The 26,437-nt window shown below is 62.9% G+C and carries 27 protein-coding genes; 6 read left to right on the top strand and 21 right to left on the bottom strand.

Annotated elements, in window-relative coordinates; genetic code table 11:
- Position 1 precedes the first annotated feature (1 nt).
- A complete protein-coding gene (locus KBX19_RS07680) occupies positions 2-1,105 on the top strand; it encodes a CPBP family intramembrane glutamic endopeptidase (RefSeq protein WP_255998205.1) in 1,104 nt (367 codons plus the stop codon).
- Here KBX19_RS07680 and thpR read toward each other — a convergent pair.
- Together thpR and lepA are read right to left on the bottom strand one after the other, a co-directional pair.
- A complete protein-coding gene (gene thpR / locus KBX19_RS07675; RefSeq protein ID WP_005289244.1) occupies positions 1,096-1,626 on the bottom strand; it encodes an RNA 2',3'-cyclic phosphodiesterase in 531 nt (176 codons plus the stop codon). The genes KBX19_RS07680 and thpR overlap by 10 nt on opposite strands.
- Positions 1,626-3,497, bottom strand: a complete 1,872-nt coding sequence (lepA, locus tag KBX19_RS07670; RefSeq protein ID WP_005289240.1) for a translation elongation factor 4 — start codon at positions 3,495-3,497, stop codon at positions 1,626-1,628. Before lepA ends, thpR begins: the two co-directional genes overlap by 1 nt.
- A gap of 135 nt (positions 3,498-3,632) precedes the next feature.
- Between lepA and KBX19_RS07665 the strand changes: the two genes are divergently transcribed.
- The 3 genes from KBX19_RS07665 to KBX19_RS07655 all read left to right on the top strand — a co-directional run bounded on the left by KBX19_RS07665 (position 3,633) and on the right by KBX19_RS07655 (position 5,679).
- The gene (locus KBX19_RS07665; protein ID WP_005289238.1) at positions 3,633-4,187 is read left to right on the top strand and encodes a type II toxin-antitoxin system PemK/MazF family toxin; all 555 of its coding nucleotides are present in this window, start codon (positions 3,633-3,635) and stop codon (positions 4,185-4,187) included.
- A gap of 166 nt (positions 4,188-4,353) precedes the next feature.
- Complete coding sequence (gene rpsT / locus KBX19_RS07660) at positions 4,354-4,617, top strand: 30S ribosomal protein S20 (protein WP_005289234.1); 264 nt, start codon at positions 4,354-4,356, stop codon at positions 4,615-4,617.
- Between the two features lie 123 nt (positions 4,618-4,740).
- A complete protein-coding gene (locus KBX19_RS07655) occupies positions 4,741-5,679 on the top strand; it encodes a PHB depolymerase family esterase (protein ID WP_255995541.1) in 939 nt (312 codons plus the stop codon).
- On the opposite strand, the gene KBX19_RS07650 is transcribed toward KBX19_RS07655, so the two are convergent.
- The 16 genes from KBX19_RS07650 to rplU form a co-directional block, all read right to left on the bottom strand.
- A complete protein-coding gene (locus KBX19_RS07650) occupies positions 5,676-6,314 on the bottom strand; it encodes a LysE family translocator (RefSeq protein WP_255998204.1) in 639 nt (212 codons plus the stop codon). The genes KBX19_RS07655 and KBX19_RS07650 overlap by 4 nt on opposite strands.
- Positions 6,311-6,643 (bottom strand): ankyrin repeat domain-containing protein, encoded by a 333-nt coding sequence (locus KBX19_RS07645; protein WP_050748870.1) that lies wholly within the window; start codon positions 6,641-6,643, stop codon positions 6,311-6,313. The genes KBX19_RS07650 and KBX19_RS07645 overlap by 4 nt, the downstream gene beginning before the upstream one ends.
- A gap of 83 nt (positions 6,644-6,726) precedes the next feature.
- Positions 6,727-7,683 (bottom strand): DNA polymerase III subunit delta, encoded by a 957-nt coding sequence (holA, locus tag KBX19_RS07640; RefSeq protein WP_255998202.1) that lies wholly within the window; start codon positions 7,681-7,683, stop codon positions 6,727-6,729.
- Positions 7,680-9,287, bottom strand: coding sequence for a ComEC/Rec2 family competence protein (locus KBX19_RS07635; protein ID WP_255998200.1), 1,608 nt, complete (start codon positions 9,285-9,287; stop codon positions 7,680-7,682). The genes holA and KBX19_RS07635 overlap by 4 nt, the downstream gene beginning before the upstream one ends.
- Positions 9,288-9,316: 29 nt before the next feature.
- Positions 9,317-10,009 carry a ComEA family DNA-binding protein gene (locus KBX19_RS07630; protein ID WP_005289218.1) on the bottom strand — a complete coding sequence of 231 codons (693 nt, stop codon included), beginning with the start codon at positions 10,007-10,009 and terminating at the stop codon, positions 9,317-9,319.
- Positions 10,010-10,148: 139 nt separating this feature from the next.
- Positions 10,149-10,952, bottom strand: a complete 804-nt coding sequence (locus KBX19_RS07625) for a DegV family protein (RefSeq protein ID WP_255998198.1) — start codon at positions 10,950-10,952, stop codon at positions 10,149-10,151.
- On the bottom strand, positions 10,952-11,635 hold the full coding sequence (locus KBX19_RS07620) for a histidine phosphatase family protein (protein WP_255998197.1): 684 nt from the start codon (positions 11,633-11,635) through the stop codon (positions 10,952-10,954). Before KBX19_RS07620 ends, KBX19_RS07625 begins: the two co-directional genes overlap by 1 nt.
- A 10-nt stretch (positions 11,636-11,645) precedes the next feature.
- Positions 11,646-12,113 (bottom strand): ribosome silencing factor, encoded by a 468-nt coding sequence (gene rsfS, locus KBX19_RS07615; RefSeq protein ID WP_255998195.1) that lies wholly within the window; start codon positions 12,111-12,113, stop codon positions 11,646-11,648.
- 58 nt (positions 12,114-12,171) lie between these two features.
- Positions 12,172-12,864, bottom strand: a complete 693-nt coding sequence (gene nadD, locus KBX19_RS07610; RefSeq protein WP_255998193.1) for a nicotinate-nucleotide adenylyltransferase — start codon at positions 12,862-12,864, stop codon at positions 12,172-12,174.
- A 30-nt stretch (positions 12,865-12,894) separates the two neighbouring features.
- Positions 12,895-13,509, bottom strand: coding sequence for a hypothetical protein (locus KBX19_RS07605; RefSeq protein WP_255998191.1), 615 nt, complete (start codon positions 13,507-13,509; stop codon positions 12,895-12,897).
- A gap of 206 nt (positions 13,510-13,715) precedes the next feature.
- A complete protein-coding gene (locus KBX19_RS07600; RefSeq protein WP_255998190.1) occupies positions 13,716-14,999 on the bottom strand; it encodes a glutamate-5-semialdehyde dehydrogenase in 1,284 nt (427 codons plus the stop codon).
- 17 nt (positions 15,000-15,016) lie between these two features.
- Entirely contained in the window at positions 15,017-15,931 is a 915-nt protein-coding gene (locus tag KBX19_RS07595; RefSeq protein WP_255998188.1) for a D-isomer specific 2-hydroxyacid dehydrogenase family protein, read from the bottom strand.
- Positions 15,932-16,174: 243 nt separating this feature from the next.
- The gene (gene proB / locus KBX19_RS07590) at positions 16,175-17,287 is read right to left on the bottom strand and encodes a glutamate 5-kinase (protein ID WP_005289192.1); all 1,113 of its coding nucleotides are present in this window, start codon (positions 17,285-17,287) and stop codon (positions 16,175-16,177) included.
- Entirely contained in the window at positions 17,288-18,808 is a 1,521-nt protein-coding gene (obgE, locus tag KBX19_RS07585; protein ID WP_005289190.1) for a GTPase ObgE, read from the bottom strand.
- Between the two features lie 108 nt (positions 18,809-18,916).
- Positions 18,917-19,267 (bottom strand): 50S ribosomal protein L27, encoded by a 351-nt coding sequence (gene rpmA / locus KBX19_RS07580; RefSeq protein ID WP_005289188.1) that lies wholly within the window; start codon positions 19,265-19,267, stop codon positions 18,917-18,919.
- A gap of 12 nt (positions 19,268-19,279) precedes the next feature.
- Entirely contained in the window at positions 19,280-19,585 is a 306-nt protein-coding gene (gene rplU / locus KBX19_RS07575; protein WP_005289184.1) for a 50S ribosomal protein L21, read from the bottom strand.
- Positions 19,586-19,865: 280 nt separating this feature from the next.
- Between rplU and KBX19_RS07570 the strand changes: the two genes are divergently transcribed.
- Together KBX19_RS07570 and KBX19_RS07565 are read left to right on the top strand one after the other, a co-directional pair.
- Positions 19,866-20,303 (top strand): hypothetical protein, encoded by a 438-nt coding sequence (locus tag KBX19_RS07570; protein ID WP_040423546.1) that lies wholly within the window; start codon positions 19,866-19,868, stop codon positions 20,301-20,303.
- A 9-nt stretch (positions 20,304-20,312) separates the two neighbouring features.
- Positions 20,313-20,852 carry an RNA polymerase sigma factor gene (locus KBX19_RS07565; protein ID WP_005289176.1) on the top strand — a complete coding sequence of 180 codons (540 nt, stop codon included), beginning with the start codon at positions 20,313-20,315 and terminating at the stop codon, positions 20,850-20,852.
- A gap of 50 nt (positions 20,853-20,902) precedes the next feature.
- Here the strand turns inward: KBX19_RS07565 and KBX19_RS07560 are convergent, their stop codons facing one another.
- From KBX19_RS07560 to KBX19_RS07550, 3 genes are read right to left on the bottom strand one after another with little or no spacing between them, the layout of a single operon-like run.
- Entirely contained in the window at positions 20,903-22,990 is a 2,088-nt protein-coding gene (locus KBX19_RS07560; protein ID WP_255998184.1) for an Hsp70 family protein, read from the bottom strand.
- Between the two features lie 50 nt (positions 22,991-23,040).
- Positions 23,041-24,489: a dynamin family protein gene (locus KBX19_RS07555; RefSeq protein WP_005289170.1), complete on the bottom strand. Its 1,449-nt coding sequence runs from the start codon at positions 24,487-24,489 to the stop codon at positions 23,041-23,043.
- 10 nt (positions 24,490-24,499) lie between these two features.
- Complete coding sequence (locus KBX19_RS07550; RefSeq protein WP_255998182.1) at positions 24,500-26,335, bottom strand: dynamin family protein; 1,836 nt, start codon at positions 26,333-26,335, stop codon at positions 24,500-24,502.
- Between the last annotated feature and the right edge of the window lie 102 nt (positions 26,336-26,437).

Genomic DNA, 26,437 nt, shown 5'->3' with positions numbered 1-26,437 from the left:
CATGAGCTTGCCTTACCACCGGCTCGCGCGGACACACCGGCTGGGAAAGTACACGCCGTGGCACCCGTTCATCGAGCTGATCCTGCTGACAGCCTTTAGTTTCGCCTTGATGCTCGCGTTCATCCTTGTCGTCGGGTTCGCACTGGTGGCTGTCGATTATCCGCTTCCACAGAGGGGTACCTTCGAAGAACTCGACGAATCCGACCCGGCAATGAAGTTCCTGCTCTACGGCAGCCTGGCTGCGATGATCCCAGCTCCGTTTCTCGCGGCGCGCATCACGGGACGCCGCCCGCGTGCACTGTGGTCGGTGAACAACCGATTCCGGTGGGGTTTGTTCGGGCGGGCCGCGCTCGTTGTCGCGGCCTTTCACATCGTCACATCGCTCCTGGATGCCGTTTTCGCCTCCACCGGCACCTTCTTGCCCGATTTTGACGAGCGTTCCCTCATCATCCTGCTCATCGTGGCCGCCTACACCCCGTTGCAGTGCGCCGCGGAGGAGATCATCTACCGCGGGGCATTACCGCAGATCGTCGGGGCATGGATCCGCAAACCCTGGTTGGCGTACCTGCTGCCCATTCCCTTCTTCGTGTTAGCCCACGATTACGACCCTGCCGGCCTGTTCTTCGTCGCCATCTTCGCCGTCTTCGCGTCCATCCTGGTCCACCGCACCGGCGGCTTGGAGGTGGCCATCGCCTTCCACGCGGGCAACAACATGTCCGTCGAGTGGTACGCCCTGATGGGAATCGACGCCGACATCACGGAGCGCCCCTCGCTGATCTTCATTTCCGAACTGTCCACGTGGGTCCTGTTCGCCATTCTGCTCATCGTGTTCTGGAATTTCTCGCCGCCAGCCCGCGAACCCGCCCCGGCCCGACCCCAGCCCGGTGTGCACTACCCCGCCGTTGCGCCACCTCCGTACCCGCCGCACCCTGCACTGCAAGGCCACGTTCCGCCGCACCAGATGCCGCAGCCGCAACACCCCCAACAACCGGTTCCGCAGCCCCTGCAGTATCCCCCATCGCGGAATCCTCTACCGGTGCAGTACCAGCAGCCACAGTATCCCCCGCCTGCGCAGTACCCGCCTGTGCCGCCGTACTACAGGTGAAAGCGCTCAAGGACCTCGTAGCGGGGCCCTCCGCCGCGACCTTCCCCGAGGTGGGATTGGACAAGACACAGTTCATCGCAGGTGAATTCCGGGCCGCGGTAGACAGACAATGCGCGGACGATGTCCGGGATGGCGTAAGGGTCGCGGGAGCGTTTCCCGGCCCTGCCGACCGTCATGTGCGGCCGCTGTCTCACATCCATATCCGGCAGGGCGCACTCGGCCATGAGCTCTTTGATCGGGTCGCCCCCGAGCCCCATCCACAATGTCCTCTGCTCAAACGCCCCGGCGCCGGAGACGTGCAACGTCGGCGCGGTATGGAAAGCGCTCACCTGTGCGAGGTGCTCACTAATCTGAGCTCCATCGTTCGGCTGATCGCCGTAGAACGCCAGGGTCACGTGCCAGTTGTCGGGGTCGGTCCAGCGGATCTCCTGCCGGGAGAATTTCCTGATTGGACGCAGCGCCGCAACGAGGTGCTCGCGCGCTTCCTCCGAAGGAAACAGTGCAGCGAAGAGCCGGATCACTATTCCTCGTCGGTCGACAGCGCCGCGACGAACGCTTCTTGCGGCACGGTGACCGAGCCGATGTTCTTCATGCGCTTCTTACCGGCCTTCTGCTTCTCCAGCAGCTTGCGCTTACGGGAGATGTCACCGCCGTAGCACTTGGACAAAACGTCCTTGCGCAGCGCACGGATGTTCTCGCGGGCGATGATCTTCGAGCCGATGGCGGCCTGGACGGGCACCTCGAACTGCTGGCGCGGAATGAGCTCTTTGAGCTTCTTGGTCATCTTGTTGCCGTACCACTGCGCGGAGTCGCGGTGGACAATCGCAGAGAACGCATCCACCGGCTCGCCCTGGAGGAGAATGTCGACCTTCACCAGGTCTGCTTCCTGCTCGCCGGCATCCTCGTAGTTGAGGGAGGCGTAGCCCTTCGTGCGGGACTTGAGCATGTCGAAGAAGTCGAAGATGATCTCACCGAGCGGCATGATGTAGCGCAGCTCCACACGCTCCTCGGAGAGGAACTCCATGTTCTTCATGGTGCCGCGCTTGGACTGGCACAGCTCCATCGTCGTGCCCACGAATTCCTGCGGGACGATGATGGTCATGTTGACAACGGGCTCGTAGACCTCCTGCAACTTGCCGCCGGGCCAGTCGGAGGGGTTGTGCACGAGCTGCTCGGTGCCGTCTTCCGCCACCACGCGGTAGGTCACGCTCGGCGCGGTGGAGATCAGGTCTAGGTCGAATTCGCGCTCGAGGCGGTCGCGGGTGATTTCCATGTGCAGCAGGCCCAGGAATCCGCAGCGGAAACCGAAGCCGAGGGCGACGGAGGTCTCGGGCTCCCAGGTCAAAGAAGCGTCGTTAAGCTGCAGCTTTTCCAGGCTCTCGCGCAACGTGGGGAAGTCTTCCTGGGACACGGGGAACAGCCCCGAGTAGACCATGGGCTTGACGTCTTCGAAGCCCTCGAGCGGCTCGTCGGCACCCTTGTTCGCCCAGGTGACAGTATCGCCCACACGGGTCTCGCGGACGTCTTTCACGCCGGTGATGAGGTAGCCGACCTCGCCCGGGCCGAGCCCCTTTGCCTTTTGCATGGTCGGCGAGACAATGCCGATTTCCAGGATCTCGTGCTGGACCCCGGTGTTCATCATCTTCACCTTTTGGCCGGACTCGAGCTTGCCGTCCATCATGCGGATGTAGGTGACCACACCGCGGTAGGTGTCGTAGACAGAGTCGAAAACCAGCGCGCGGGCGGGCGCGTCGGCGTCGTTAGTTTCACCGTCTTCACTCCGTGAGGACGGTGGCGGAATCAGTTCCACGACCTTATCCAGCAACTCCGGCACACCCATGCCGGTCTTTCCTGAAACGCGCAGCACCTCATCCGGTTCGCAGCCGATGATGTGGGCGATTTCCTCGGCGTACTTTTCCGGGTCAGCGGCCGGCAAGTCGATCTTGTTCAGGACCGGGATGATCTCCAGATCGTTCTCCATGGCCATGTAGAGGTTGGCCAGGGTCTGGGCTTCAATGCCTTGGGCTGCGTCGACAAGCAAAATGGCGCCCTCGCACGCATCGAGCGAACGAGAGACTTCGTAGGAAAAGTCCACGTGGCCCGGGGTATCGATCATCTGCAGGATGACCTGTTCCCCTTCGTGGGGTCCGCTGGTTGGGATCCACGGCAGGCGGACGTTCTGCGCCTTGATGGTGATGCCGCGTTCGCGCTCGATATCCATGTTGTCGAGGTATTGGTCGCGCATATCGCGCGCGTCGACAACATTGGACAGCTGCAGGATGCGGTCCGCCAACGTCGACTTGCCGTGGTCGATGTGCGCGATAATGCAGAAGTTGCGGATCTTGGACGGATCCGTGAACGTCTCCAACGCGAAATTTGTTGCCCTAGCCACGCAGGTCACCTTACCGCAGTGCCGGCAACCACAGACTCAGCGCCTACCCGGCCCGAGAGCTCTGCCACGGACACCATGATTCACCGACGCATAAATGCTTGTTCCGGAATCTGTCGGGCATTAGGCTAGGTGGCTATGAAGTTGTGGCGCCGCGAATCGGCAGATTCCGCGGACGAACGCGGCCTTCTCCGGTGGGTGAAAAACCGGGACAAACGGGATAAAGAGGCCTCGCCGCTGGATCAAGGTCTGGACTTGATCAATGAGCGCCTCGGGTACACCGAGGCGAACCAGCACCGCCGCGCAGCCCGCACCCGTGTCGTGCCCACCGGCGACATTGCCCGCAGCATTTTCTACGCTCCCGACATGGACGGCCAAGCCGAGCCCGGGGAGGTCGTGTGGTTCAACGTGCCCACCACCCCACCGAAGGAGCGCTCCATGCTCGTTGTCGGCCGCGACCGCCACGACGTGCTGGGCCTGCTCATCTCCGCCGACGAGAACCACGCTGACGAAAAAGACTGGATGCCCATCGGTTCCGGCGAGTGGAAACCCTCCGGCGAGCCGTGCTGGGTGCGCATGGATAAGACGCTGTCCATTCCGGAAACAGACCTGCGCCGTCGCGGTGCCCTATTCCCGGCGCGGCGCTTCGAGCGCGTGGCTGAGCACTTGCGCAAGCGCTTCGACTGGGCATAGCTCGTCTTCACCGTTTTGGGTGCGCGGGGGTCGCACTGCTAGGGTGTTCACGTTGTTTGCACCGTTTGCCGTTTCACGTCGGCATGGACCGCGGGCAGGACCTTGGGTTCGCGTGAGGTGCGTACAGAATCGCACAAGATCATCACAAAGCTAAGAGGTATTTTTCATGGCTAACATCAAGCAGCAGAAGAAGCGCGTTCTCACCAACGAGAAGCGCCGCCAGCGCAACAAGGCAGTCCGTTCCGCAGTGCGCACCGAGATCCGCAAGTTCAACGAGACTGTTGAGGCCGGCGACAAGGCAGGCGCTGAAGAGCAGCTGCGTGTTGCTTCCCGCAAGCTGGACAAGGCAGTGTCCAAGGGTGTCTTCCACCGCAACAACGCTGCCAACAAGAAGTCCAACATGGCCCGCGCCCTGAACAAGCTCGGTTAAGCTCCGGCTGCGTTCACCGCTTACCCGCCCTCCGCAACTGCGGTGGGCGGGTTTTTGCTGAAAGTTTGATGAATTCGCGGGGGTTAAAGTGACAGCCCGGGGGCCCCGTCGTATGATCCCCTCATGAATTTTAAACGACGGGGTGCAGCAGCACTCATGGCGGCTGCACTCAGCGTCGCAGCAGGGGTGCCCGCAGCGGGTGCGCAAAGCTCTTCGGACATCCCTAACCTGTCCTCCCAGACGAACCTGAACCAGCTGACGCAGATGTCTTCTGACCTGTTGGATTTCCTGCCCAAGGCGGGTGCCGGGGCCGGCTCGCAGACGATCAAGCGCACCGTCCAGGTGGGGGGAATGCAGCGCCACTACACCGTGGTCGTTCCCCAGGGATACAACCCGGGCCAGGCTTACCCCGTCATCATCGGTTTCGGCGGATGGCAGCACAGCGCCGACCAGGCCCGCGGCTATGAGAAGTTCGAGTCTGCGGCCGGCAGCCGCGCCATCATCGTCTACGCCCAGGGCGTCAACAACGCCTGGGGCGGTGCACCGTACGCCAACACGTCCGTGAATACCGACGTCACTTACACCCGCGCGGTGGTCAACGACCTGGCGCGCACCCACAACGTCGACCGTAGCCGTGTTTACGCGGCGGGCTTGTCTAATGGCGGCGGCATGGCGCTCGCTCTGGCGTGCCATGCCCCTGACCTGGTCGACGGCGTGGCCGGTGTCTCCGGCGCGTACTACAACCCGACGGTGACCAACTGCGCCTCGGGCCGTGTGAAAACACTCATCATGCACGCCGACAATGACGACATAGTCTCCTACAACGGCGGAAACCGCCACGGCGGGCAGTACCGCGACGTGCGCAGTGTCTTCTGGGACTTCGGCGGGAAGAACGGCTGCAACATGAACAGCGTGAACAACCGCCGGGTTGGCAACACCACTGTCTTCGACCCGCAGGGGTGCAAGGCGAAGACCCAGGTGCAGAAGGTCAGCGGCGGCGGCCACACCTGGTTCACCAACCCGAGCGCCACCCGCGAGACGGTGAACTTCTTCTTGGGCTAACCCGTTACCCCACGGATGACTAATCCGGAGCCGGCCGCGATGAAGAACGCACCGGCTCCGATGTCTATGGAGGGCCCGGCGCCGAGCAGCCTGCGTCGCACCCGTTCGGTAGACACCACGACGCTGATGAGCAGGAAGATCAGCAGTGCGGGCAGCCATAGTGCCACGATCACCAGCAGCGCCGTGCCAAGCGACGGACTCGGCGGCAGAAGCGGGGCAATGAGTGCTGCGAGAAACAGAACGATTTTCGGGTTGGACAAGTTCGTGGCCAGCCCTGTGAAGAATGCCGCGCGAACTGATCCGAGACGATCTACTGCGTCCTGAAGATCTGCAGGCGGCTGGCCGCGGTCACGCATGCCCTGCCGCACCATCGCCACCCCCATGAACACAATCCAGGCTCCGCCGATAACCTGCAGCAGCACCAGCACGCGCGGAAACGCCGTCAACACCGCCGCCGCGCCAAGCACAGTGAGAGTGATCCACATCAACGCGCCCAGCGAGATACCGAGCGATGCCGCCGCGGCGTGCTTGCGCGACCGAGTGGCCAGCCGCGTGATCAGGACGACATCCGGCCCCGGGGTGATCACCCCGGCGAGATTGAGCAGGAAGAGGACCGCGAAGTCGGCGGGATTCACCCGCCCATCAACTCCACCAAGTCGTCGCGGCCGAACATCCGAGCAGTGTCGATGGCGGAGGGGGCGCCAGCGTGCGGGTCAGCTCCAGCGTCGATAAGCACCTGCACGATCGCGTCCTCCTTCTTGAACACAACGCCTGCGAGCGGAGACTGCCCACGCGCATTTTGCTTATCGACGTCCGCCCCGCACGCAATCAACCCGCGCACCACCTCCAGCTGGCCCGCGTAGGCGGCGAGCATGAGCAAACTATTGCCATCCTGGTTGCTCAAATCCGGGTCAACGCCCTGGTTAACGTAGTCCAGCAGTGTCATGTCGCCGGTACGCGCCATGTTGAACAGGCGGGTGGCGAACTCTTGAACATCGTCTGGGATCTGCTGGTTGTCGGTCACGGTCCGCAGAATAGCACGCACCGTTAGGCGGCGAGCTGGGCGATGCGGCGCACTGCGTCCTCGATGGCGAAGTCCGGGTCACCACCCTGGCCTTTGACCTCCGCGTCGAGTTCCGCGACGATGATGACCGCCCGGCTCACCGCGTCCCCCGACCAGCCGCGGGCAATCTGCATTGTCTTCTTGGCCACATACGGGTTCATGCCGATGGTGCGCGCGACCTGGTCCGGGTTGCCGCGAGTCTGGTAGAGCTTGGCGATGTCGCCCACCTTGTGCGCCAACGCTGCCGCGATCGCTACCGGGCTTATGCCCAATTGCAGCGCGCGCCGTGTGCTCGCCAGTGCACGGTCTGTGCGCCCGGCAACGGCTTGGTCGGCGATATCGAAGCCGGACACCTCGGCCACGCCGGTGTAGTAGGCCCGCACGTCGGCGACTGTGATCTCACTGTTGGTGCCGCTCGCGTCTTTGGTGTCGGCCACCAACTGCGCGATCGCAGAGGCGAGCTCACGTAGATCCGAGCCGACCGATTCGAGCAGCGCCCCGACGACGTCGGGGGTGGGGCGGATGCCGTGGCTGCGGAATTCGTTCATCACCCAGCCCTGGCGGTCGCGCTGATTCAGCGGGTCCGCGGCATAGACTTCCGCCACCTTGCGGAACTTCTGCACGTAGGACTTATTGCGACCCTTTCCGCTGTGCACGATGATCAACGTCATGCCCGGTGCGGGATCCACGGCCGCTTGGAGCAGCAGCTCGGTGGGCTCTTTGCCGGCGAGGTCGGTGTCTTTGATGACTACGACGCGCTCTTCGGCGAACAACGAGGGGCTGGTCGCCTGCAGCAACTCACCCTCGGTGACGTCCCCGGCGCGCAGAGTGGTCACCTCGGCGGCTGGGCTGACCTGGGCGATGATGTTCTGCGTCGCGCGCTCAGCGAGGAAGTCATCCTCGCCGACGACGAAGTGGACCGGGTGGAGCATGACCGTCATTGTATGCCCTCCCGTCCTGTGTATATGACCGGAATGCCGCTGCGGGTGAACACCGGCCGTGACTGTTGGCCAGCTTCCCGATCAAGCACGACCACCAATGTCGTGCCGGGTGGAACCGGCTCCACGTCCTCTTCTGTGTTCACGACATGTGCCTGTTCTGCGTCAACATCCCCTGGATCGTGCCAGCCCGCGGAGTTCGTGGTTCCTCCGGCCACTGCGATGGTGAGAACTACCGCCCCGCACGCCACGGTCAGTCTCGGCCGCCTGGCCCAAAAGCCCGCGATGATCCATCCGTAACACACAACCACCACCAGTGGCGCGGCGCGGGCAGTCGCGCCCGGTAGCCCCGCACCGATCTCAGCCACGGTGCGGATCCACCCCGCCATCGGCGCTACGAACCACAGCACCGGTGCCGCGAGGGCAGAATGAATCTGCGCAAGGATCGCTGCCGCCATGCCCAGCACCGTCACCGCCCCCGTGACGGGGCTGACCACAACGTTGGCTATCACAGACACCACAGAGACCCGCCCCACCATCCCCGCGATGATTGGGGCGGTAGCCAGATCGGCTGCCAACGCTACCGATAGTGCCCGGTTGAGAATGTCCGGCCATCCAAGGGGTGCGAGCATCCGGTAGAACAGCGGTGACACCGCGACGATGCCGGCTGTCGCCGCCACCGATAACGCGAAGGCGAAGTCCACGGCGAGATCCGAGTCGACCAATACCAGGCCGATGACGGACAGGCACAGTGCGTGGATGGGCTCGGCCCGGGTTGAACTAATCACCGCCACAAACCCGACCAGGCCCGACACGGACGCCCGCAGCACGCTCGGCTCCGGTCCGACCAGTCCCGCGTAGACGAGCAGCGCACACCCAGCGGCGACGAGCTGCACGCGCAAACCCGCCCGCATCATCCGTGCCGCCAATAAAGCCGATGTAGCGACGTACATGCAGTTCGCTCCGCTCACCGCGCTCAAGTGGCTCAAGCCCGTGTCGACATACGCTTGCTGCTCTGTGGCGGATTGCAGTGAGACATCTCCGAGAACCATGCCGGGGATGAGGCCTTGGGCATGCTCGCCTACAGCGTTCTCGACAGCGACCGCGAACTTTTCCCGCACGTCCCCCGCCCAGGCGGCGAACCCCGTTGGTGGCCCGAGCGCGGCCACGTCCCCGTTGATGACAAACGTCCCCACCCCGGGTCGGCTGCTCTCCCCCACCTGGCCCGACACCTCCACAAGGGATCCAGCAGCAGCGCCATCCGGTACCGTCTCCGTGAACACCGGAATCGCCGCGGGATACCCGTTCACGGACAGCTTCACCAGCCAGCCTCCGCCGGTCGCTTCCCGTGGTGTGCCGCTGATGGTCCCGACGACAGTGTGCCCGATCTCATACGCCTGCGCTGCGACAATCCGCGCCCATGTCACCGCCAGCGCGCAGGCGCCTAACCCAGCAGTGAGCATGGCATGCCCCGGTTGTCGAAGCGCGAGAGCTGCCAGTGCGATGGCAACCACGAGAAGCGCTCCAGGCTGGATCCCGAACATAATGGCCACGAGAGTCACGGCCCACACGGTCGCGGCGGCGGGCACAAGACGCAGCTCGGACATTCTCCCCTCCCCCTCTTGCCCGGTTCTCGTTAGAGGGTCACTAGGTCCTTGACCGCGTCGAACTTCGCCGGGCCGATGCCCTTGACATCCATCAACTGCTCCACAGCCGTGAAAGGCCCGTTGGCTTCCCTATGAGCGACGATCGCCGCGGCAGTAGCTTCACCAACCCCGGGCAACTCAGTCAGTTCACCGGCAGAAGCGGAATTCAATGAGATCCCACCGCCTGAATCACTCCCGCTTCCGGCTCCCCCGGGGCCTCCCGCTGGGTCGCCTGCAGGCGGGAGCGGTGGGGATTCCCCGTGGGCAAGGACGTGGATTTGTTGACCGTCGACAAGCAACTGGGCCAGGTTGAGCGTCATCGTGTCCGCCTCGGGGAGCGGGGATGCCTGCTCCAGTGCATCTGCCACGCGTGCGCCGTTGTCGAGCGTGACCAACCCTGGATTCGCCACAGCCCCCACCACCGACACGACGATGGTTTCGGGACTAGCCCCCTCTTCGGTTTCGGACGCTGACCACTGCGGTTCCAAGGATTCTGCTGACGATGGCCCGTCGCGCAGCAAGAACCAGCCGATGACAAGGGCGGCCACGACAGCCACCGCTACCCCGGCCTGCCGGGGCGTGACGGTCAGGCGCGCTTCGGGGTACTCGACGCGCATGACGTCTTCTTCCCCCGTCGGCCGTGTTAGTTCTTTGAGGCGTTCAGCTGCCTTCGTCGTGGTCATGCCGCTCAAGGTATGCGCGTGTCAGTGCTACGTGAAGCCCCCATCGCTTTTCCTGTGGATAGCCGTGATGACACGTCACCGAACCGCTGACGTTATCCACAAAGCCCAAGAACTCCACAGCTCTGAGGGCCCCTGAGCGCTAATCGACGGCAGGTGTGGCAAACAGGACCGTCAACCCGATCGCACCCTCACCTGTGTGCGCGGTGATCACATCGGTCATCGGGTACACCCCTACCGTGGAGCCTTCCGGAAGAGCCTCCTCGAGCGCATCGCGCAGCGTGTCGGCCGCCTCCTTGTCACCGCTGTACTGGACTGCAGCCCAGACAGCCATATCGTCAGCGCGCTGCGCCACATGACCGACGAGTTTGCTGAACGCCTTCGACTGCGTGCGCGTCTTCATAGCCAGCTCCAGCTTGCCGTCGTTCAGCCGCAGAATCGGCTTCGTGGCCAGCAGTGCCGCAGACAGGACAGCTGTGGTGGCGGAAATGCGACCGGAGCGGCGGATCTCGTCGAGCTGCGGCAGGTAAAGCCACGTCTCGGTCAAGGCGAGAGTCCCTTCGGCGGCGGCCACGCATCCGTCGAGGTCCGCGCCCGCACGGGCAAAGGCCGCGGCGATGACAGCGGCCGTCCCCACGCCCATGCCGGCCGAATTAGTGTCCACCACGCGTACGAGGTCGCCGAAGACAGCTGAGGCACTCACCGCCGCCGACCATGTCGAGGACAGACGCTTCGACAAATGCAACGCGACAATCCCGTCGTCCCCGCCACGTTCCAACTGGCGGGCATACGCGGCAGCGAGCTCCAGGGAACTCAGCCCGGACGTGGTGTCTTCCTTGTCCTCATCGTCATTCATGACGTGCAGGTCAAGAACCGTAATATCCAGCTCGTCTGCCATGTCCTGCGGGATACCAGACGCGCTGTCAGTGACCACCCGGATAGCCATCAGCGCGCCAACCCTTGATTCCAGGCCTCCAGGTACCACTGCACGTCATCAGGGTTGACGGGAGAGACGAATCCGTCGGCAGTCTCGGCGCCCTCGAAGCGGGGCCGGGCCATCAACTGGGAGGTGTTGGTGTTGTTCAACCCTTTGAGCAGGGGGTACTGGGGGACGTCGAAACCGAGCAGGTTCGACGTCAGCGCCGAGATCGTGCCGCCGTGGGCAACAAAAAGAACTGTGTTGCCGTCCCAGTCCTGGAAGGTGTTCATCAGATCGTCGATAAGCGGGCGCGCACGCGCCGCAACGTCGAGACGCGACTCGCCGCCCGGCGGAGCCCAGCCTGGATTGTGGCGCCATGACGCGCGGGCACCAGCGAACTCCGCGTCGACGTCGTGGTGCGTCATCCCCTGCCACGACCCCAAGTGCGTCTCACGCAGGCGCGGATCCAGCTCCACGTCAATGCCGAGCTGTTCCGCGATGATCTCTGCGGTGTCGCGAGCGCGGATCAAATCAGACGAGACGATTTTGACCACCGGGTGCTCATGGTCTTTGACCCACCTCGCGGCCGCACGCGCCTGCTCAATGCCGATCTCCGACAGCGGCGTGTCCAGCTGCCCCTGCATGCGCCGACCAGCGTTATACGTGGTCTGGCCGTGGCGCAGCATGATCAGGCGTCGCGTGGGGGTCATAGCGGGGTTCCTACAGATCGGCGCTGGCAGGGCCCTCGCCGGCGAGCGGAAGGTCCTCGATGGATTCGAGGTTGCGCACCCCCGCATCATCGGTGAACGCGCCGGGGCGCTGCGGCGGATCGATGCCTTCGACCTCAATGAGCGGGCAGTCCGTGTACAGACGATCCAAACCGTAGAACTCGCGCTCTGCATCGCGCTGCACGTGCACCACGAACAAACCGTAATCCAGCAGCACCCAGCGGAACTCGCGGTTACCTTCGCGACGCTTTGGCTCGGCACCAGCTTTGGTCAGTGCATCCTCGATCTCGTCGACAATCGCGGCGACCTGGCGCTCATTATCAGCCGAGACGATCACGAAAACATCGGTGATGGCCAAGACATTCGAGACATCGATGACGGCGATGTCTCGGCCGAGCTTCTCATCCGCCGCCTTTGCGGCGACGACGGCAAGTTCGCGGGCAGTATCCGAAGCAGTCAAACGTTCAGGTCCTTACGTGCGGTGATGGGCAGTGTGTATTCTCCCATGTGGCGGGTAGTCATTTCCACCCGACGTACATGTTGTTCTTTGCGATGTACTGGACAACCCCGTCCGGCACCAAGTACCACACCGGGCGTCCGTCAGCGGCGCGTTCACGGCAGTCGGTCGAGGAAATAGCCATCGCGGGGATCTCGATGAGATGCGTGCGCTCCTGGTGCACCTCCGGCAGCATGTCCTCCGCCAACTCGTATCCGGGGCGGGTGACGCCGACAAACTCGGCGAGATCAAACATCTGCTCCCAGTCGCGCCACGACATAATGGAAGCCAACGCGTCAGCTCCCGTAATGAAGAACAAGTCATCGCCCGGGTAGAGCTGGGCCAAATCGCGCAGCGTATCGACGGTGTATGTCGGCCCCGGCCGATCCACATCCACACGGGAGACGTGAAAGCGGGGGTTCGACGCAGTCGCGATGACCGTCATCAAGTAGCGGTCCTCCGCGTCGGAGACATTCCTGTCAGCCTTCTGCCACGGCTCGCCCGTAGGCACGAACACCACTTCTTCAAGGTCGAAGATGTCGGCGACTTCACTGGCCGCTACGAGGTGGCCGTTATGGATCGGATCGAAAGTCCCGCCCATGATTCCAATCCGGCGCGGGCCGGAAACACCACTCCCACCACCCGCACCAGAGTTGCTTGTCTCTGAAATGTTGGGGTGGTGGGAGTTCTCGGTAGGAAAGGCTTCTGGGTTCATTGAGGCCAATCTAACCAGGCTGTACGTAAGTTACTTCTTCTGGTAGGGCTCTAAGGTGCCATCCGGCATCCCGTACACCGTAAATTTGGCGGTGGGGAACATCGATTTGAAGACTGCCATCATACCGCCGAAGACCAGCAGCACAGAGGCGACAGCCGTGACAACAATCGGTGCCGGGTCCGGTGCTGGTTTCTTTACGGCATCCGGTGCTGGTTTCTTTGCGATGCCCGGTGCTGGTTTCTTTGCGATGCCCGGTGCTGGTTTCTTTGCGATGCCCGGTGCCGGGGTCGGCATGGAAATCATGCCCGGGGACTCAACGGGTATTCCTTTCTTGTACTCGTTGCCCACCTTTCCGAACACCTCACCCTCAATGACCAAAACTGCGGGTGCAGGCGTGTCCTTATCCGGCGAATCCGACTCCGGCTCCGTCTCCGACTGAGACGAGCCTGACGAAGACACCGAAGACGAGTCGGCGTTCCGCTTAGCGGAGCTGGGCGAGACGGAGCTAGACGGGGCCAAGCTAGACGGGGCGACGGAGAGACCCTCCGAGGTGTCCGTAGCCTCCTCAGCCTGTGCAACCGACATCAGCGACATGCTCGTTACTAGCGCAACTGTCGCCACTGCAAGCTTACGTGCAGATCGCATACAAATTCCTTCTATTCAGGGGGTGCGTACGGATAACCAAGTGCGGTGAACCTACCGGTATCTTACTCGACCAACCCAAGATCCGAAACGGCCTGAAATTAAATTGCCCCATTGGGACGGGCTGATGCAGTAACGGCCGTGGTTACCGCCCCCTGCGGCCCTGCGAAGCACGTCGCGCCATTACCCCCGCGGGGGCAAAGCTCCAGTCAGGGTCGCGTGTGCCCAGCCCCCTCGAGGATCCACTTTATGCTGGTCAGCTCTGGTAACGCTATCGGTCCGCGGGCGTGCAGCTTCTGGGTGGAGATTCCAATTTCTGCCCCCATTCCGTACTGCTCCCCGTCTGTGAACGCGGTGGATGCATTGAGCATGACGGCCGCTGCATCCACCTCCGCAGCGAACTTCTGCAACGTGAACGCATTCAGAGACGCGATGGCTTCGGTGTGCATCGTCGAAAAACGCGCGATGTGCTCGATCGCACCGTCGACACCGTCGACAATCTGCACGGCAATATCCATGGAGAGGTACTCTTCGGCCCAGTCCACGTCCGTCGCCGGAGCAATGTCGCGCGCACCAAGCGCCGAGAGCTTATCGACGTCTCCATGCACCCTCACCCCAGCCTCCTGCAGCGCAGAAATGATGCGGAGTTGGTCGGTAGCGGGCAAGGCAGCGTCGATAAGCGCCGTCTCTGTGGCATTGCATACCGAAACACGCCGCGTCTTGCCGTTGAGCAGCATCTCGATGGCGGAATCCAGATCCGCGTCGCGGTCGATGTAGAAGTGGCAGTTGCCGGTGCCGGTCTCAATGGCAGGGACAGTCGCATTCGTCACCACAGCTTCGATGAGCCGAGCGCCGCCGCGGGGAATGACCACGTCGACCAGTCCGCGAGCGGTGATGAGGTCCTGAACCGAATCGTGCGTATCGCACGGCAAAAGCTGAACGATCTCACGCGGCAAGCCGCGGGATGCCGCGACGTCCTGGAGGATGCCGACCAGTGCGGCGTTAGACTGGCGCGCCGACTTCGACCCGCGCAGCAGCGCCACATTCCCGGATTTCAGCGCCAAGCCGAAGGCATCGACAGTGACGTTGGGGCGGGCCTCATACACCATGCCCATCACACCGAGCGGCACGCGGACCTGCTTCATCGTGATGCCGTTGGGCATGGTGCCGCCGCGCAGCACCTCCCCCACCGGATCCTTCAAACCTGCGACCTGGCGCAGGCCGCCGGCGATGCCTTCAATGCGTTCAGCGCTCAGGGCCAGCCGGTCGATGAGTGCCTCATCCAAGCCCGCCTCGCGGCCAGCTTCGATGTCGCGCTGGTTCGCTGCGAGAATGTCGCCGGTACGCGCAATCAACTCGTCGGCCGCAGCGTGGAGCAGCGCGTCCTTCTCCGGCGTTGGCAAAGTGGCCAGCCTGGGTGCGACGGCCTTCGCGGCGCGGGCCTTCGCGAGGACATCGTCGCGCTCGGCGGCGCGCTCAGGCGTAATGGTCATGCTGACCAAGACTAGAGCTAGTACCCAGCCTCCACGTCGACTTCGGTCGGCATCTCCTCGCCGCGTTCGAGCGCTTCCCAGTTGGACAATGTCAACCCACCGATGCGCTCCTTGCCCACGCGCGGAATATTCGCCACATGCGGCGTGATCAGGCAGTTGTCCAGCTCCCACAGCGGGTGATCGGCCGGCAGCGGTTCCGGGTCAGTGACATCCAGCGCCGCACCGCCGATCATGCCGTTTTGTAGTGCTTGCACAAGGTCATCGGTGACCACGAGCGGCCCACGGCCCACGTTCACCAGCACAGCGGTGTCCTTCATCTGCGCCAACACGTCAGCGTCCACCATGCCGCGGGTGTCCTTCGTCAGTGGGGCGAGCAGAACCACCACGTCAGCGCGGCCCCACACGTCGCCAGCATCGGCCATGGCGATAGTCTCGTCGGCGCCGTCAACAGGACGGCCGGAGCGGTTCACTGCAACCACATGCCGGCGGAATGGAGAGAGGAATTCAATGAGTTTCTTACCGATTCCACCGGCACCAATGACCGCCACTGTCATGTCCTCGATAAGGTAGCGCGTCTCGTAGGCGATGTCGCGAGTGGTCGACCCGTCGGGTTTCACGCGCGGGAACTGGTGCAAGATGCCCAGGATAAGCGCGAGGGTGGTTTCGGCGACCGTATCGTCATACAGCCCCGCGGCATTGGCCCAGCGCACACCAGAATTGCGCATCACCCCGGCCTCATCGAGGGCATCAACACCCGCCCACGCGAACTGCACGAACTGAACACTCTCCGGCAGCTGCTCCGGGAAACCGTCCGCTCCCCCGTGATAGACGAGCACGTCCGGATCGGCATCGATGCCGACGTGCTCGTGACCGGCAGCCTCGAGCTCGGCAACGGCACGGGGCCACGGTTTGGGCAGCATAGCGAACTTCATGGTTTCGAGCCTATAAGAGTTTTGAAGTGCGGGAGGCACGGTGGCTCGTGAGCTACTGATAGATGCGGGCGGTCAGGTTACGGGCGCACCTACATTTTGATTATCGCCTTTTGACCCCACCGCTCGAATCTGACCTGCGGAAACGCTGCGCCAGCGCAGCGAAAGGCGATATTAAAAACTAATGCCCCCTTCACCGCCCATTCGTGTATCGGCAGTGGTGATTTACCGTCAGAACGAACCTGCCTACAGACGCGACGCGTAGTTGGACAGATAGTCCGCGTGAACAACAGCCCGGCGCTGGTGCGCAGGCAGCTCGTCAGTGTGCTTGCCCAGCATCGTTTGCAGCTCGGCAGCACCGTAGGCGACTTCACCACGGCCAATTGCCTGTCCGTCGGGCCCGAGAATCTCCACGATGTTCCCGGCGTGGAACTCGCCTTCGACACTGGTGATGCCGACAGCGAGCAACGACGTTCCGCCACGTGTGACAGCTTTGACCGCGCCTTCGTCCAGGCGCAGGATGCCCTCGGCGTCAGCGGCGTAGAGTGCCCAGAACTTCCACGCGGACAGGCGCGAATCGGGCCGGGTGTGGAACACGGTCCCTACCTGGGCATCGCTCAGCGCCTCTTCGATCTTCTCCGCGGAGGTGAGCAGAACCGGAACTCCCCCACGAGTAGCTAAGCGGGCTGCCGAGACCTTCGAGGCCATGCCGCCGGTGCCAAAGCGCCCGCCGTCTCCTGCGACGACCCCGTCTAGGTCTTTGCCGCTGCGAACCTCATCGATGAAGTTCGGGGCTGGGTCGGCGGGGTTGCGGTCGTAGAGGCCGTCGACGTCGGAAAGCAAAATCAGTGCGTCGGCGGAAATCAGCGTGGCCACGATCGCGGAGAGCCGGTCATTGTCGCCGAAGCGCATTTCCGACGTCGCCACCGTGTCGTTCTCATTCACAATCGGCACCGACCCCAGCTGCCGCAGCCGGTCGATGGTGCGCTGGGCGTTGCGGGCGCGTTCACGCACACCGGCGTCGGACTGGGTGAGCAGCACCTGGCCAACCGTCCGGCCATAGCGGGCGAACGATTGGCCCCACGACTGCGCCAAGTGGATCTGGCCGGCGGCGGCAGCGGCCTGCTTCGTCGCCAAGTCCTGCGGACGGGTTTTCAGCCCGAGCGGCGTCATTCCCGCCGCAATCGCACCCGAAGAGACAACAATAACGTCGCTGCCGCAGGCGATGCGGGATTCGATCGCGTCGACTATGCGGTCGATCTTGGCTTGGGAGACGGCCGATGATTCGTCGACAAGCGAGCTCGTGCCCAGCTTGACCACGATGCGCTTGGCCGTGGCGATGTCGCGGCGAAGATTCATTTAACCCTGCCAGCGCTCACGGTCGGCTTCGCGGCGGTCAAGCAGGTCATCGCCGAAGTCGTACTCGTCGATGAGTCCACGGCGGGCCTGGGATGCGCGCTTGCGTTCGGCTGCCGACGCACGCTGCGTACCACCCAAACGCGCGTCCTGGCCGCGGCCTGCGAGCGTCGGATCGCCACCGATGGACGGTTCCCAGTCGAAGGAAATGTCGCCGATGGTCACGGTGTCGCCCTCGTTCGCACCGAGCTCACGCAGCTGGTCCTCGACACCGGCCTTGTTGAGGCGGTCCGACAGGTAGCCCACAGCCTCATCGTTCTCGAAGTCGGTCTGGCGGATCCACCGGTCGACCTTCTCACCGACCACCATCCAGGCACCCGGGAACTCGGGGTCTGGGATGACGGTGATTTCGTCACGGTGGTCCACAGCGCGCGGGCGGATGACCTCACGGTGCGTCGCCGTTTCGACCTTGGGGCGGGTAGCGCGCGATTGCTTGACGACGTCCCACAGCGCCCACTTCAGCTCCTCCAGCCCCTCATGAGTAACCGTGGAGATGGTGTAGATCGGCCAGCTGAAGCGCTCTGCGAGGTCGTCATGGAGGAACTCGGCCAGTTCGCGGGCGTCCGGAATGTCGATCTTGTTGAGGACAATGATGCGGGGGCGTTCCCGCAGGTCGCCCAGACCCGATTCGTGGCTCTCGGTCTCGATGAGTTCGGCGTAGGAATCCAACTCTGCCTCCAGCGCCTCAATGTCGGACTGCGGATCGCGGCCCGGCTCGAGCGTGGCGCAGTCAACGACGTGGACGAGCACGGCGGTGCGCTCGATGTGGCGCAGGAAGTCCAGGCCCAGGCCCTTGCCTTGGCTCGCGCCGGGGATCAGACCCGGCACATCAGCAATGGTGAAGGTGTCGTGTCCGACATCCACCACACCCAGGTTCGGTTGCAGGGTGGTGAACGGGTAATCCGCGATCTTCGGCTTCGCCGCCGACAGAGTGGAAATGAGCGAAGACTTGCCCGCCGACGGGAAGCCGACTAGGCCGACATCGGCCATGGACTTCAGTTCCAGAATGAGGTCGTGCGCTTGGCCCGGCTCACCTTTGAGCGCGAACCCGGGCGCTTTGCGCTTGGCGGTCGCCAGCGCGGCGTTGCCCAGTCCGCCATAGCCGCCCTCAGCGGCGATGAACCGCATGCCCGGCGCATTCAAGTCAGCCAGGATCTCTCCGTCCGCATCGCGCACGACGGTGCCCACCGGTACCTCGAGCACCAAGTCCTCACCGCGGGCGCCGTTGCGGTTGTCGCCCTCGCCGTTGCCGCCGCGCTTTGCCTTCAAGTGCGGGCGGTACTGGAAGTCCAAGAGGGTGTGCACCTGCGGGGACACCACCAGAATAATGTCGCCGCCGTGCCCGCCATTGCCGCCGTCGGGCCCGCCGAGCGGCTTGAACTTCTCGCGGTGCACGGAAACACAGCCGTGACCGCCGTCGCCGGCCTGCAGGTGCAGGACAGCTTGATCAACGAACTGTGCCATGGTGATGCTCCTTTCACACGGTGCTGCGTGTGTTCTCTTGTTGACATTAAGCGAAAAGCGCCGGGAAAACCCAGCTGGGTTCACCGGCGCATGACGCTCAAGCCGCGTTTAAGCGGTTGCGGAAGCGGACTTATCCTCGACGACCTCATCCTCAACAAGGTTGGCCTCGTTTGCGGCCTCGAGGACCTCGGAGGACACGCCCTCACCGTCAGCGGGGACGATGTTGACAATGCGGCGCTTGCGCTTGATGCCGAACTGGACGGAACCCTCGGTCAGAGCGAACAGTGTGTCGTCGCCGCCGCGGCCGACGTTGTCGCCCGGGTGGAACTTGGTGCCGCGCTGACGGACGAGAATCTCGCCGGCCTTGACCTGCTGGCCTCCGAAGCGCTTGACGCCGAGGCGCTTGGACTCGGAGTCACGACCGTTCGCGGAGCTGGATGCACCCTTCTTGGTTGCCATGTGTGTATCTCCCTACTTGATGCCAGTGATCTTCAGCGTGGTGTTGGGCTGGCGGTGGCCCATGCGACGCTTGTAACCGGTCTTGTTCTTGTACTTGAGAATGTCGATCTTCGGGCCCTTGCCGTGCTCCACGATCTCAGCGGAGACGCTGACCTTTGCAAGGTCATCGGCGGTGGAGGTCACGTTGGCGCCGTCGACGAGGAGAACCGGGGTGAGTGCCACAGAATCGCCAGCTTCACCCTCGATCTTCTCGACCCGAATGAGGTCGCCTTCGGCAACCTTGTGCTGCTTACCACCGGTTTTGACGATAGCGTACATAGCGGGTTACCCCTTTCTTCTACTCGTCCGGCACCGGCATGCCACAGCACCGAATATCATGTGAGATTCTTTGAGCGTTTTAGGGTTTCTACCAGGCAGCCCTGCCCGCATGCTCCAATACAGCAAGGCGCGCCCCAAAACAGCGACTGTCAAAGACTACACCGCACCCAGGACAAAAACCAAACAGCTCCGGGAACCTTTCTTGTCTTCGGAGCATTACACTGGCGGAAGACACACGCGGTTTTTCGCGCTCACCTGTTCAAGAAAGGAGGTCCCGACGATGACTGAGTCTACTGAAACCATGAATCTTCCGCCCTTCAGCTCCCTTTTCGCTGAGAGCGCCCCGTCCGAAGATGCGCTTGCGCGCATGCTCGACATCGCGGTCGACCCCGCAACACCCGAACCCGACGGCGATCTCGTTCCCGACTCCGACAGCCTCGTGCCGTACGAGGAGGAGGGCGACATCGACCTGGCGGATTTCGACGAGCCTTCGCTTGACGACGGCGCGCAAGCCCCTCCTCCGTCCGACGATGCCGGCGCAGCTGACGATGCCGACGAGATCGACTGGCCGGAGCCCGACCAGCCGGACGAGTTCGCTGACAGCTCGGCTGATTCCGGCGATCTCGGCTCCGATGATCTCGACCAGTTCGGTTCCGATGACTTCGGTTCTGACGACTTGGACGATTTCGGCGCTGACGACCCGTTGGCAGGGCTTTAAGGAGGGCGCGTGGATAGGGACACAGAAAAGCAGCTGGTCGCTCGCGCGCAAAACGGCGATGAGAAAGCATTCGCTGAACTTGTCCGCGACGCGAACCGACGCATGTGGGCGGTGGCGATGTCGGTGACGGGCAATCAGCACGACGCCGAGGACGCCATGCAGAACGCCATGATTTCCGCGTGGAAGAACATCGAACGGTTCAAACCGGAGGCGAGGTTCTCCACGTGGCTCTACCGCATCACGTCCAACGCTGCGTTGGACATCATGCGCAAAAAGCGCGAGCTTCCCGACGATGAGGCCGGTGCGGAGGAAGCTGATAGCGCTGCCCCCATCCAGCAGCGCGTGACCACCACGATGGTGGTGCGTGAGGCCCTCGAGTCGTTGGACCCGGACTTCAAGGAAGTCTTGGTGTTGCGTGAATACGCGAGCCTGTCGTACGACGAGATCGCCGCGCACCAGGGCATCCCAGTCGCAACAGTGAAAAGCCGCCTTAACCGTGCGCGCGGCAAACTAAAAGAAGCCCTCGTGGCCAGCGGCGCTGGCCCGTAGGGCGTTTCTTATTTACGGTACCCCCGCGAGCAAATGTGCTCGCTGGGCCATTAGCGGAATCCGAGTTCCTTCAGTGAGTCTTGGATGAACGCATTCTTCTGCGCATCATCGTCGCCTCTGCTCGAGAGATGCACAGCGAACTTCTTATCCGGATAGTAAATGATGGCATTAGGACCCGAGTACTTGTCGGGTTTGACCATGTAGACGACAGGCCCTCCGCCCTTATCTTCTTCGACTGTGAAGTCGTCTTTGCCATCCATACGCTTCATGATGTCGATGGCCGCGGTGGCGTTGTCGTCCCTGAGAATTGTGGCGTACGAGATGCTTTCTGTATCGCCGTCCCGTGGAATGTTGCACCAATGCGATTTCACCGAGGTATCTTCAATCCATCGAATCCACTCCTCAGCTGCATCTTCCTCCACTTGGCACGTTTTCACCAGATCTTTGAATTGCTGAGGGAGGAAGCCATCATCACCGATGAGCTCACCCATTGGAATGTACTTAGCATCAGGTGCGGAAGACGTTGAGCTAGTTGGCGAAGATGCCGCCGCTGATGACGTTGTGTCATCCGCGGGCGCGGTCCCAGACTCGTTGACAGAAGGTGCTGTCGACGAAGCCTCGGTCGACCCGTCAGTGTCATCCCCACCACGAGTCACCGCCCAGCCACCAATACCCAACAACGCCACAACACCCACCGCACCAGCGGCAATCAACGGACCCTTACCGCCCTTGTTCTGCTGCGCACCACTTGACGGCACCGACGCAAACCCAGACGCCTGACTCGGACCCTGACCGTACGGGCCACCGCCACCGGCGGCACCGGCCCCAGCGAACTGGCCCGGCTGACCAGGCATGCCAGCCTGGTCTCGCTGGCCCGGCCGTGGCGACTGCGGAAGTTGCGCCGTCTCACTTTGTCCAATCGGCCGGCTCACACCGCCCGGGGCAGGCTGGCCTTGGGGACGCTGCGGGCTTTGCGCAGCTTGCGGGGGTTGGGCTGGGCCGCCAAACGGATTCGCACCCGGAGCAACAGAACGCTGACCCCCACCCTGAGCCGACTGCGTAAACCCACGCAACGTCGCCACCAACGCACCACGACACACAACCGTCTTCGGATCATCAAGACGCATCACACGCCCAACACGACCCAACTCATCCTGTACAAACGGAATCCGCGACGACCCACCCGTCAAATAAATCGGCGTATCCGCAGACGTCACCCCAGCCTCACCCAACACAGCACGCGTCATCTCAGCCGCACGCCCAATCGGGGAAGAAATCACCCGGTTGAACTCATCACGGGTAATCAACACATCCCTCTCCCCCGACGGCGAAGAAATGGTGACGGTTGCAGACGAGGTGTCGGAGAGCATCTCCTTCGCTTCGCGGATGTTCTCCTGCAGAGCGTTCATCACGGACGTGGGCGCGGTGCGCAAGGAATCGGCCAGGTCGGGGTCGTCGTGGTCGATCTGCTCAATGACCCAGCGGTAGACAAGGTTGTCGATCGTCCTGCCGCCGAGACTGTTGTCGCCCTTCGCGGCAACGACGCGGTAGTCGCCGTTGTGCTCCGCGCGCAGCACCGCGATGTCCAAGGTACCGCCGCCGAAGTCGAACACAGCCACGTGCTGGCCTGCGGGGACTTTTTGCTGAGCGGCATAGTGGATGGCTGCGGCGCGGGGCTCGGAGATCATGCGCAGCTTCGATGACGGAATTCCGGCGCGCTCTGCCGCATCCACCAAATTCCCCACCGCATTGTGCGACCACCGCTCCGGATGCGTCAACGTCACCGTATCCGGATCCACGCCAGCGTGCTGAGACTTCGCGCGGTCCACAATGTCGCCGATCAGCGCAGCAAAAACCAACTGCGCCTGGACATCATCACCCTCCAATTCAATCGTCTCGTGATCAATAAACCGCTTCGGGGACAGCACCAGGCGCGAAGGGTCGCGCCGCCCGGCGAGCAGCGCCGAGTCGCCGCTGACCACGTTTTTACTGTCAGAATCGACATAGATGGCCGATGGCATCAGGTTGGAGCGGTGGCTCAACGCCACAGCTTCGATCGCCCCGCCCGCCGGACTCGTGTGGGCGGCCGCCGAGTTAGAAGTACCGAAGTCAATTGCTAAATTCCACGAACCGGCCATGCCGTTTCCTCCTTAAACACAAAGACGGGCATTAGTCTAACCCGTGCTGGCTATCTGGTCATCTGTTTCCAAGCTGATTGGTAGGCCACAATCAGGCGTTCGCGCGCGTCATCTTCCGCGGCGGACAGCGGGGTCATAGCAAGCTCACGTAGCTCGCCGAGTTCGCTGCGGAGGACGTCAATGACGCGCTCAGGTGGGGCGTCGGCACGCAAGCCGACTTTCTGTGCCGGGGTGGAACCTTGGATTGCTGCCCGCAGCCGCGGGATGAGCGTTGAGTTCGGCGAATCCGCCGCCGTGTTCTTGAAACTGCGGTAGAGCATGACATCCTTCATCGCCGGCTGCGATTCCAGCACGGACTGCACCCACAGCGCATGGTCGCGCGACTCCGGCGCATTGGACAGCGTGTCCAGGGCATCGACAACGCGTACTGCGCGCTGCAGAGTGGCAAAATATGGCATTTCTTCGGTGATGATCGTGGTCAAGCGCTCAATTCCCGATGTTCGCTTCATCCACTCCAGCAGCCCTGCCGGCCCCTGCTCTGCAGCCACCGTGCGGCCATACATGAGCCCGTACTCGCCCATGACGTCCAAGAGATGGTCGCGCTCGTCCGCGGTGAAGCCTTCCACGCTTGTCGACGGATCCTCCGCCTCAACAAACTCCAGCATCGCATCGCGGTCCAGGCCGGCCAGCGCTGCGACATCGCGGACCACCGCACCAGTGACCCGACCCGTCAAGGCAGATTCAGCCAGCAAACCCGACAACGGGACCATCGCGCCGACCGTGCCGCCCATTTGCTCTGCGATACGTCCCGCGTACGCCTGCGCGACTTCCAGCGGGTCCTTCTGACCGAATGCGCCCGCGCCGAATGAGTCGGCCCTGGAGACCACACCCACCACCGTCAACGGGGTCATTCCCAGATCAGCCACGAACGCGCGTTCGTCGTCGCGGGGGGCGGAGTCAGACAAGAAGACCACGCAGTCGGCCCAGGAGGAGGCTCGTTTGGTGTCCTGGGAGCCGTCGATAAGCATGCGCCGCGTGCGCGCCTCGTTTTCGACGGTGAGCGTCGCTGTACCCGGGGTGTCGATGATGCCGAGCGTGGCCAAACGCGCAATCGGGATGAACTGGCGGACGAAATCAATTTCGTCGAGCGGGCGGCCCAGATCCGCCAACGGCTCCCCGGCGAGCGGAACGCTCTGCACCTTGCCATCGAGACCGATGATCTCCGCGCGGGCCGGCGCGCCTTCGTCGTAGACGCTGACTGCCATCGTGCACTCCAACGACCCGGTCGCCGCGATGCGGCTCTCCGTCAACGCGTTGACCAGTGTGGACTTGCCCGACTTCAAGCGTCCGATGACCGCGACTCGTGGCGGACGCGAGACCAACTCGCGCAGCTCGGCTGCAGGCCGCTCGAGGTGCGGTCCTCCCTGACCGAGGGCGTCGATGCTCTGGCGGAGAAGAACGTTGAGCGCCTCAGCGCCGTTCTGGTGGGGCTGGCTCATAGTGGTCTCCTTAGAGAGTCTGGAGGTGGGTCTTCAGCTCGTTGATCGTGCCCGCAATGATCTTCTGGTTCTTGGACAGGCGCGTGATCTTCTCTTTGCGCTCCGTCTCCGTCTCGCGGGCGGCGTTACGGGCTTGCGTAATGTGCTCTTGCACCTCTTTTTGCCGGTGGCGCAAGTGCGAGCGGTAGCGCAGAACCATTTCGGTGCGGGCGGAGGCGATCATCGTGTCCAACAGGCGGGTAATGGACATGCGCGTCGTCTGCGTGATCTCGCGCAACCACTGGATCAAGTGGGTCTTGCCGTTGCGCAGAGCACGGAAGCTCATGTTCACACCGACCCAGACCACACCTGCCAGCGGCGCGAACGGAATGATGAACGACAACGCGCCGGCACCGATCGCACCCATGGTGAGCATCGAGGGATCCATCAGGTCCTTCGTCTTCTTGTCCACCTGACGGCCCTTCACGGCCTCCGGGGCAATAGAGCTGACCGCAGCGCTGAGCACCGAGTGGACAATTTCCGGCCGGTCCGGAAACAACTGCTCTGCCCGTTCCTTGATGCCGTCGAGCTGCTTGTCCAGGGTGCTGCTGATCAGTTCCGTCAGCTCCGCCTCAATCTGGCTGGTGAACACCTGCGGCTTCGAGCGCAGGACGCGCATGCCCTCTTTGTTGATGCGCTGCGTCCATCCGTTGCGCAGCGCTTCGATGTCTTGGTCCAGCTCGTCGGTGATGCGGTTACGCATGAGCTGGATATCGCGGGCGAGCAACTGCTCCCACTCGGAGGCGTGCTCTTTGAGCTCCTCAAGCTCTTTTTGCTCCTCCTCCAGCTTGGCCACTCCCTGCGTGGGCTTCGCGTTCAGTTCGATCTCACGGGCGATCTGCTTCTGAATACCGTTCAGCGTGGTCATGATGGATTCGATGGAGCTGCGCAGACCCAGCGCCTTCGGGTCTTTCAACATGCGGTGGATCTCGTTGCGGAGGTCCACGATGCCGCTACGCTGGGCAATCGCCTCCGCACGCTCCGGGTCCGTGGCTGTCATATCCACCGAATCCATAGCGCGCAGGCTAGAAACCCCGATCACCGGGACATCGGCACCGAGGTGCTCGCGGATGAGCCTGCGGTTGTCCTCCACAATCGCCCGCCACCTGCGGATGTTCTTATCCGTCTTGGTCACAGCGACGATCACGGCGCCGACCTCCTGGCGCGCTTCGGCGAGAATGTCCATCTCCGGCTTCGTGATCGGCGTCGACGCATCGCACACCATGAGCAACACGCCCGCACGGTGAGCTTCGCTGAAGGACGCCTTCACCGCGTGCTCGTCAAGACCACCCACGCCAGGCGTATCGACGATGGTCGTGCCTGCAAGTGCGGGCCATTCCAACTCGATCGACGCTGCCGTAGCCAGCTCATCGTCGTCGCTGCCGCTACGTGAGCCCTCCATGCCGTCGATGGTGACGTAGCGCGGCAAATCGGCGATGTCAATGGGCTGGCGCCCGTCGCCGCGGTTGAGTTCGACGCGCGGGGAGATCGGCCCCTCCCCTGCCGGGGCGACACTGACGCGGATCGGGGCGCTTGTCGACGTCAACACGTCCACCGGCAACAGCTCCCGCTGCCCCACAAGCGCGTTGACAAGGGAGGACTTGCCTCGCTTGATCTCGCCGACGACAACGACTGTGCCCGTGCGGAAAGGTGCGTCCAAGAGGTTCTCAGCCACATCGACGGCAGAATTCTGGCCGTAGCGACGTGCAATGTCCATCGCTCGGTCGAGCGATTCCCGCGGACTTCGTCGCTGCGGCGATGCCTGCTGAGCAGTGTGCTGAGCAGCCTGAGAAGTGGTCGGTTCCATGACGGCCATTTAAGCCCAGATTATCTCTTGCTGCGCATTATTCAGCGGAGAGAAGAAGTATCTTCTCAGGTATAAGCAGATCTTAACCTGGTGTTTTGACAT

Origin of the sequence: Corynebacterium sp. CCUG 71335, from assembly GCF_024454075.1 — a bacterium.
Classification (GTDB): domain Bacteria; phylum Actinomycetota; class Actinomycetes; order Mycobacteriales; family Mycobacteriaceae; genus Corynebacterium; species Corynebacterium genitalium.
Note: the sequence above shows the minus strand (reverse complement) of the source record. Positions and strands in the feature narration are given on the sequence as shown.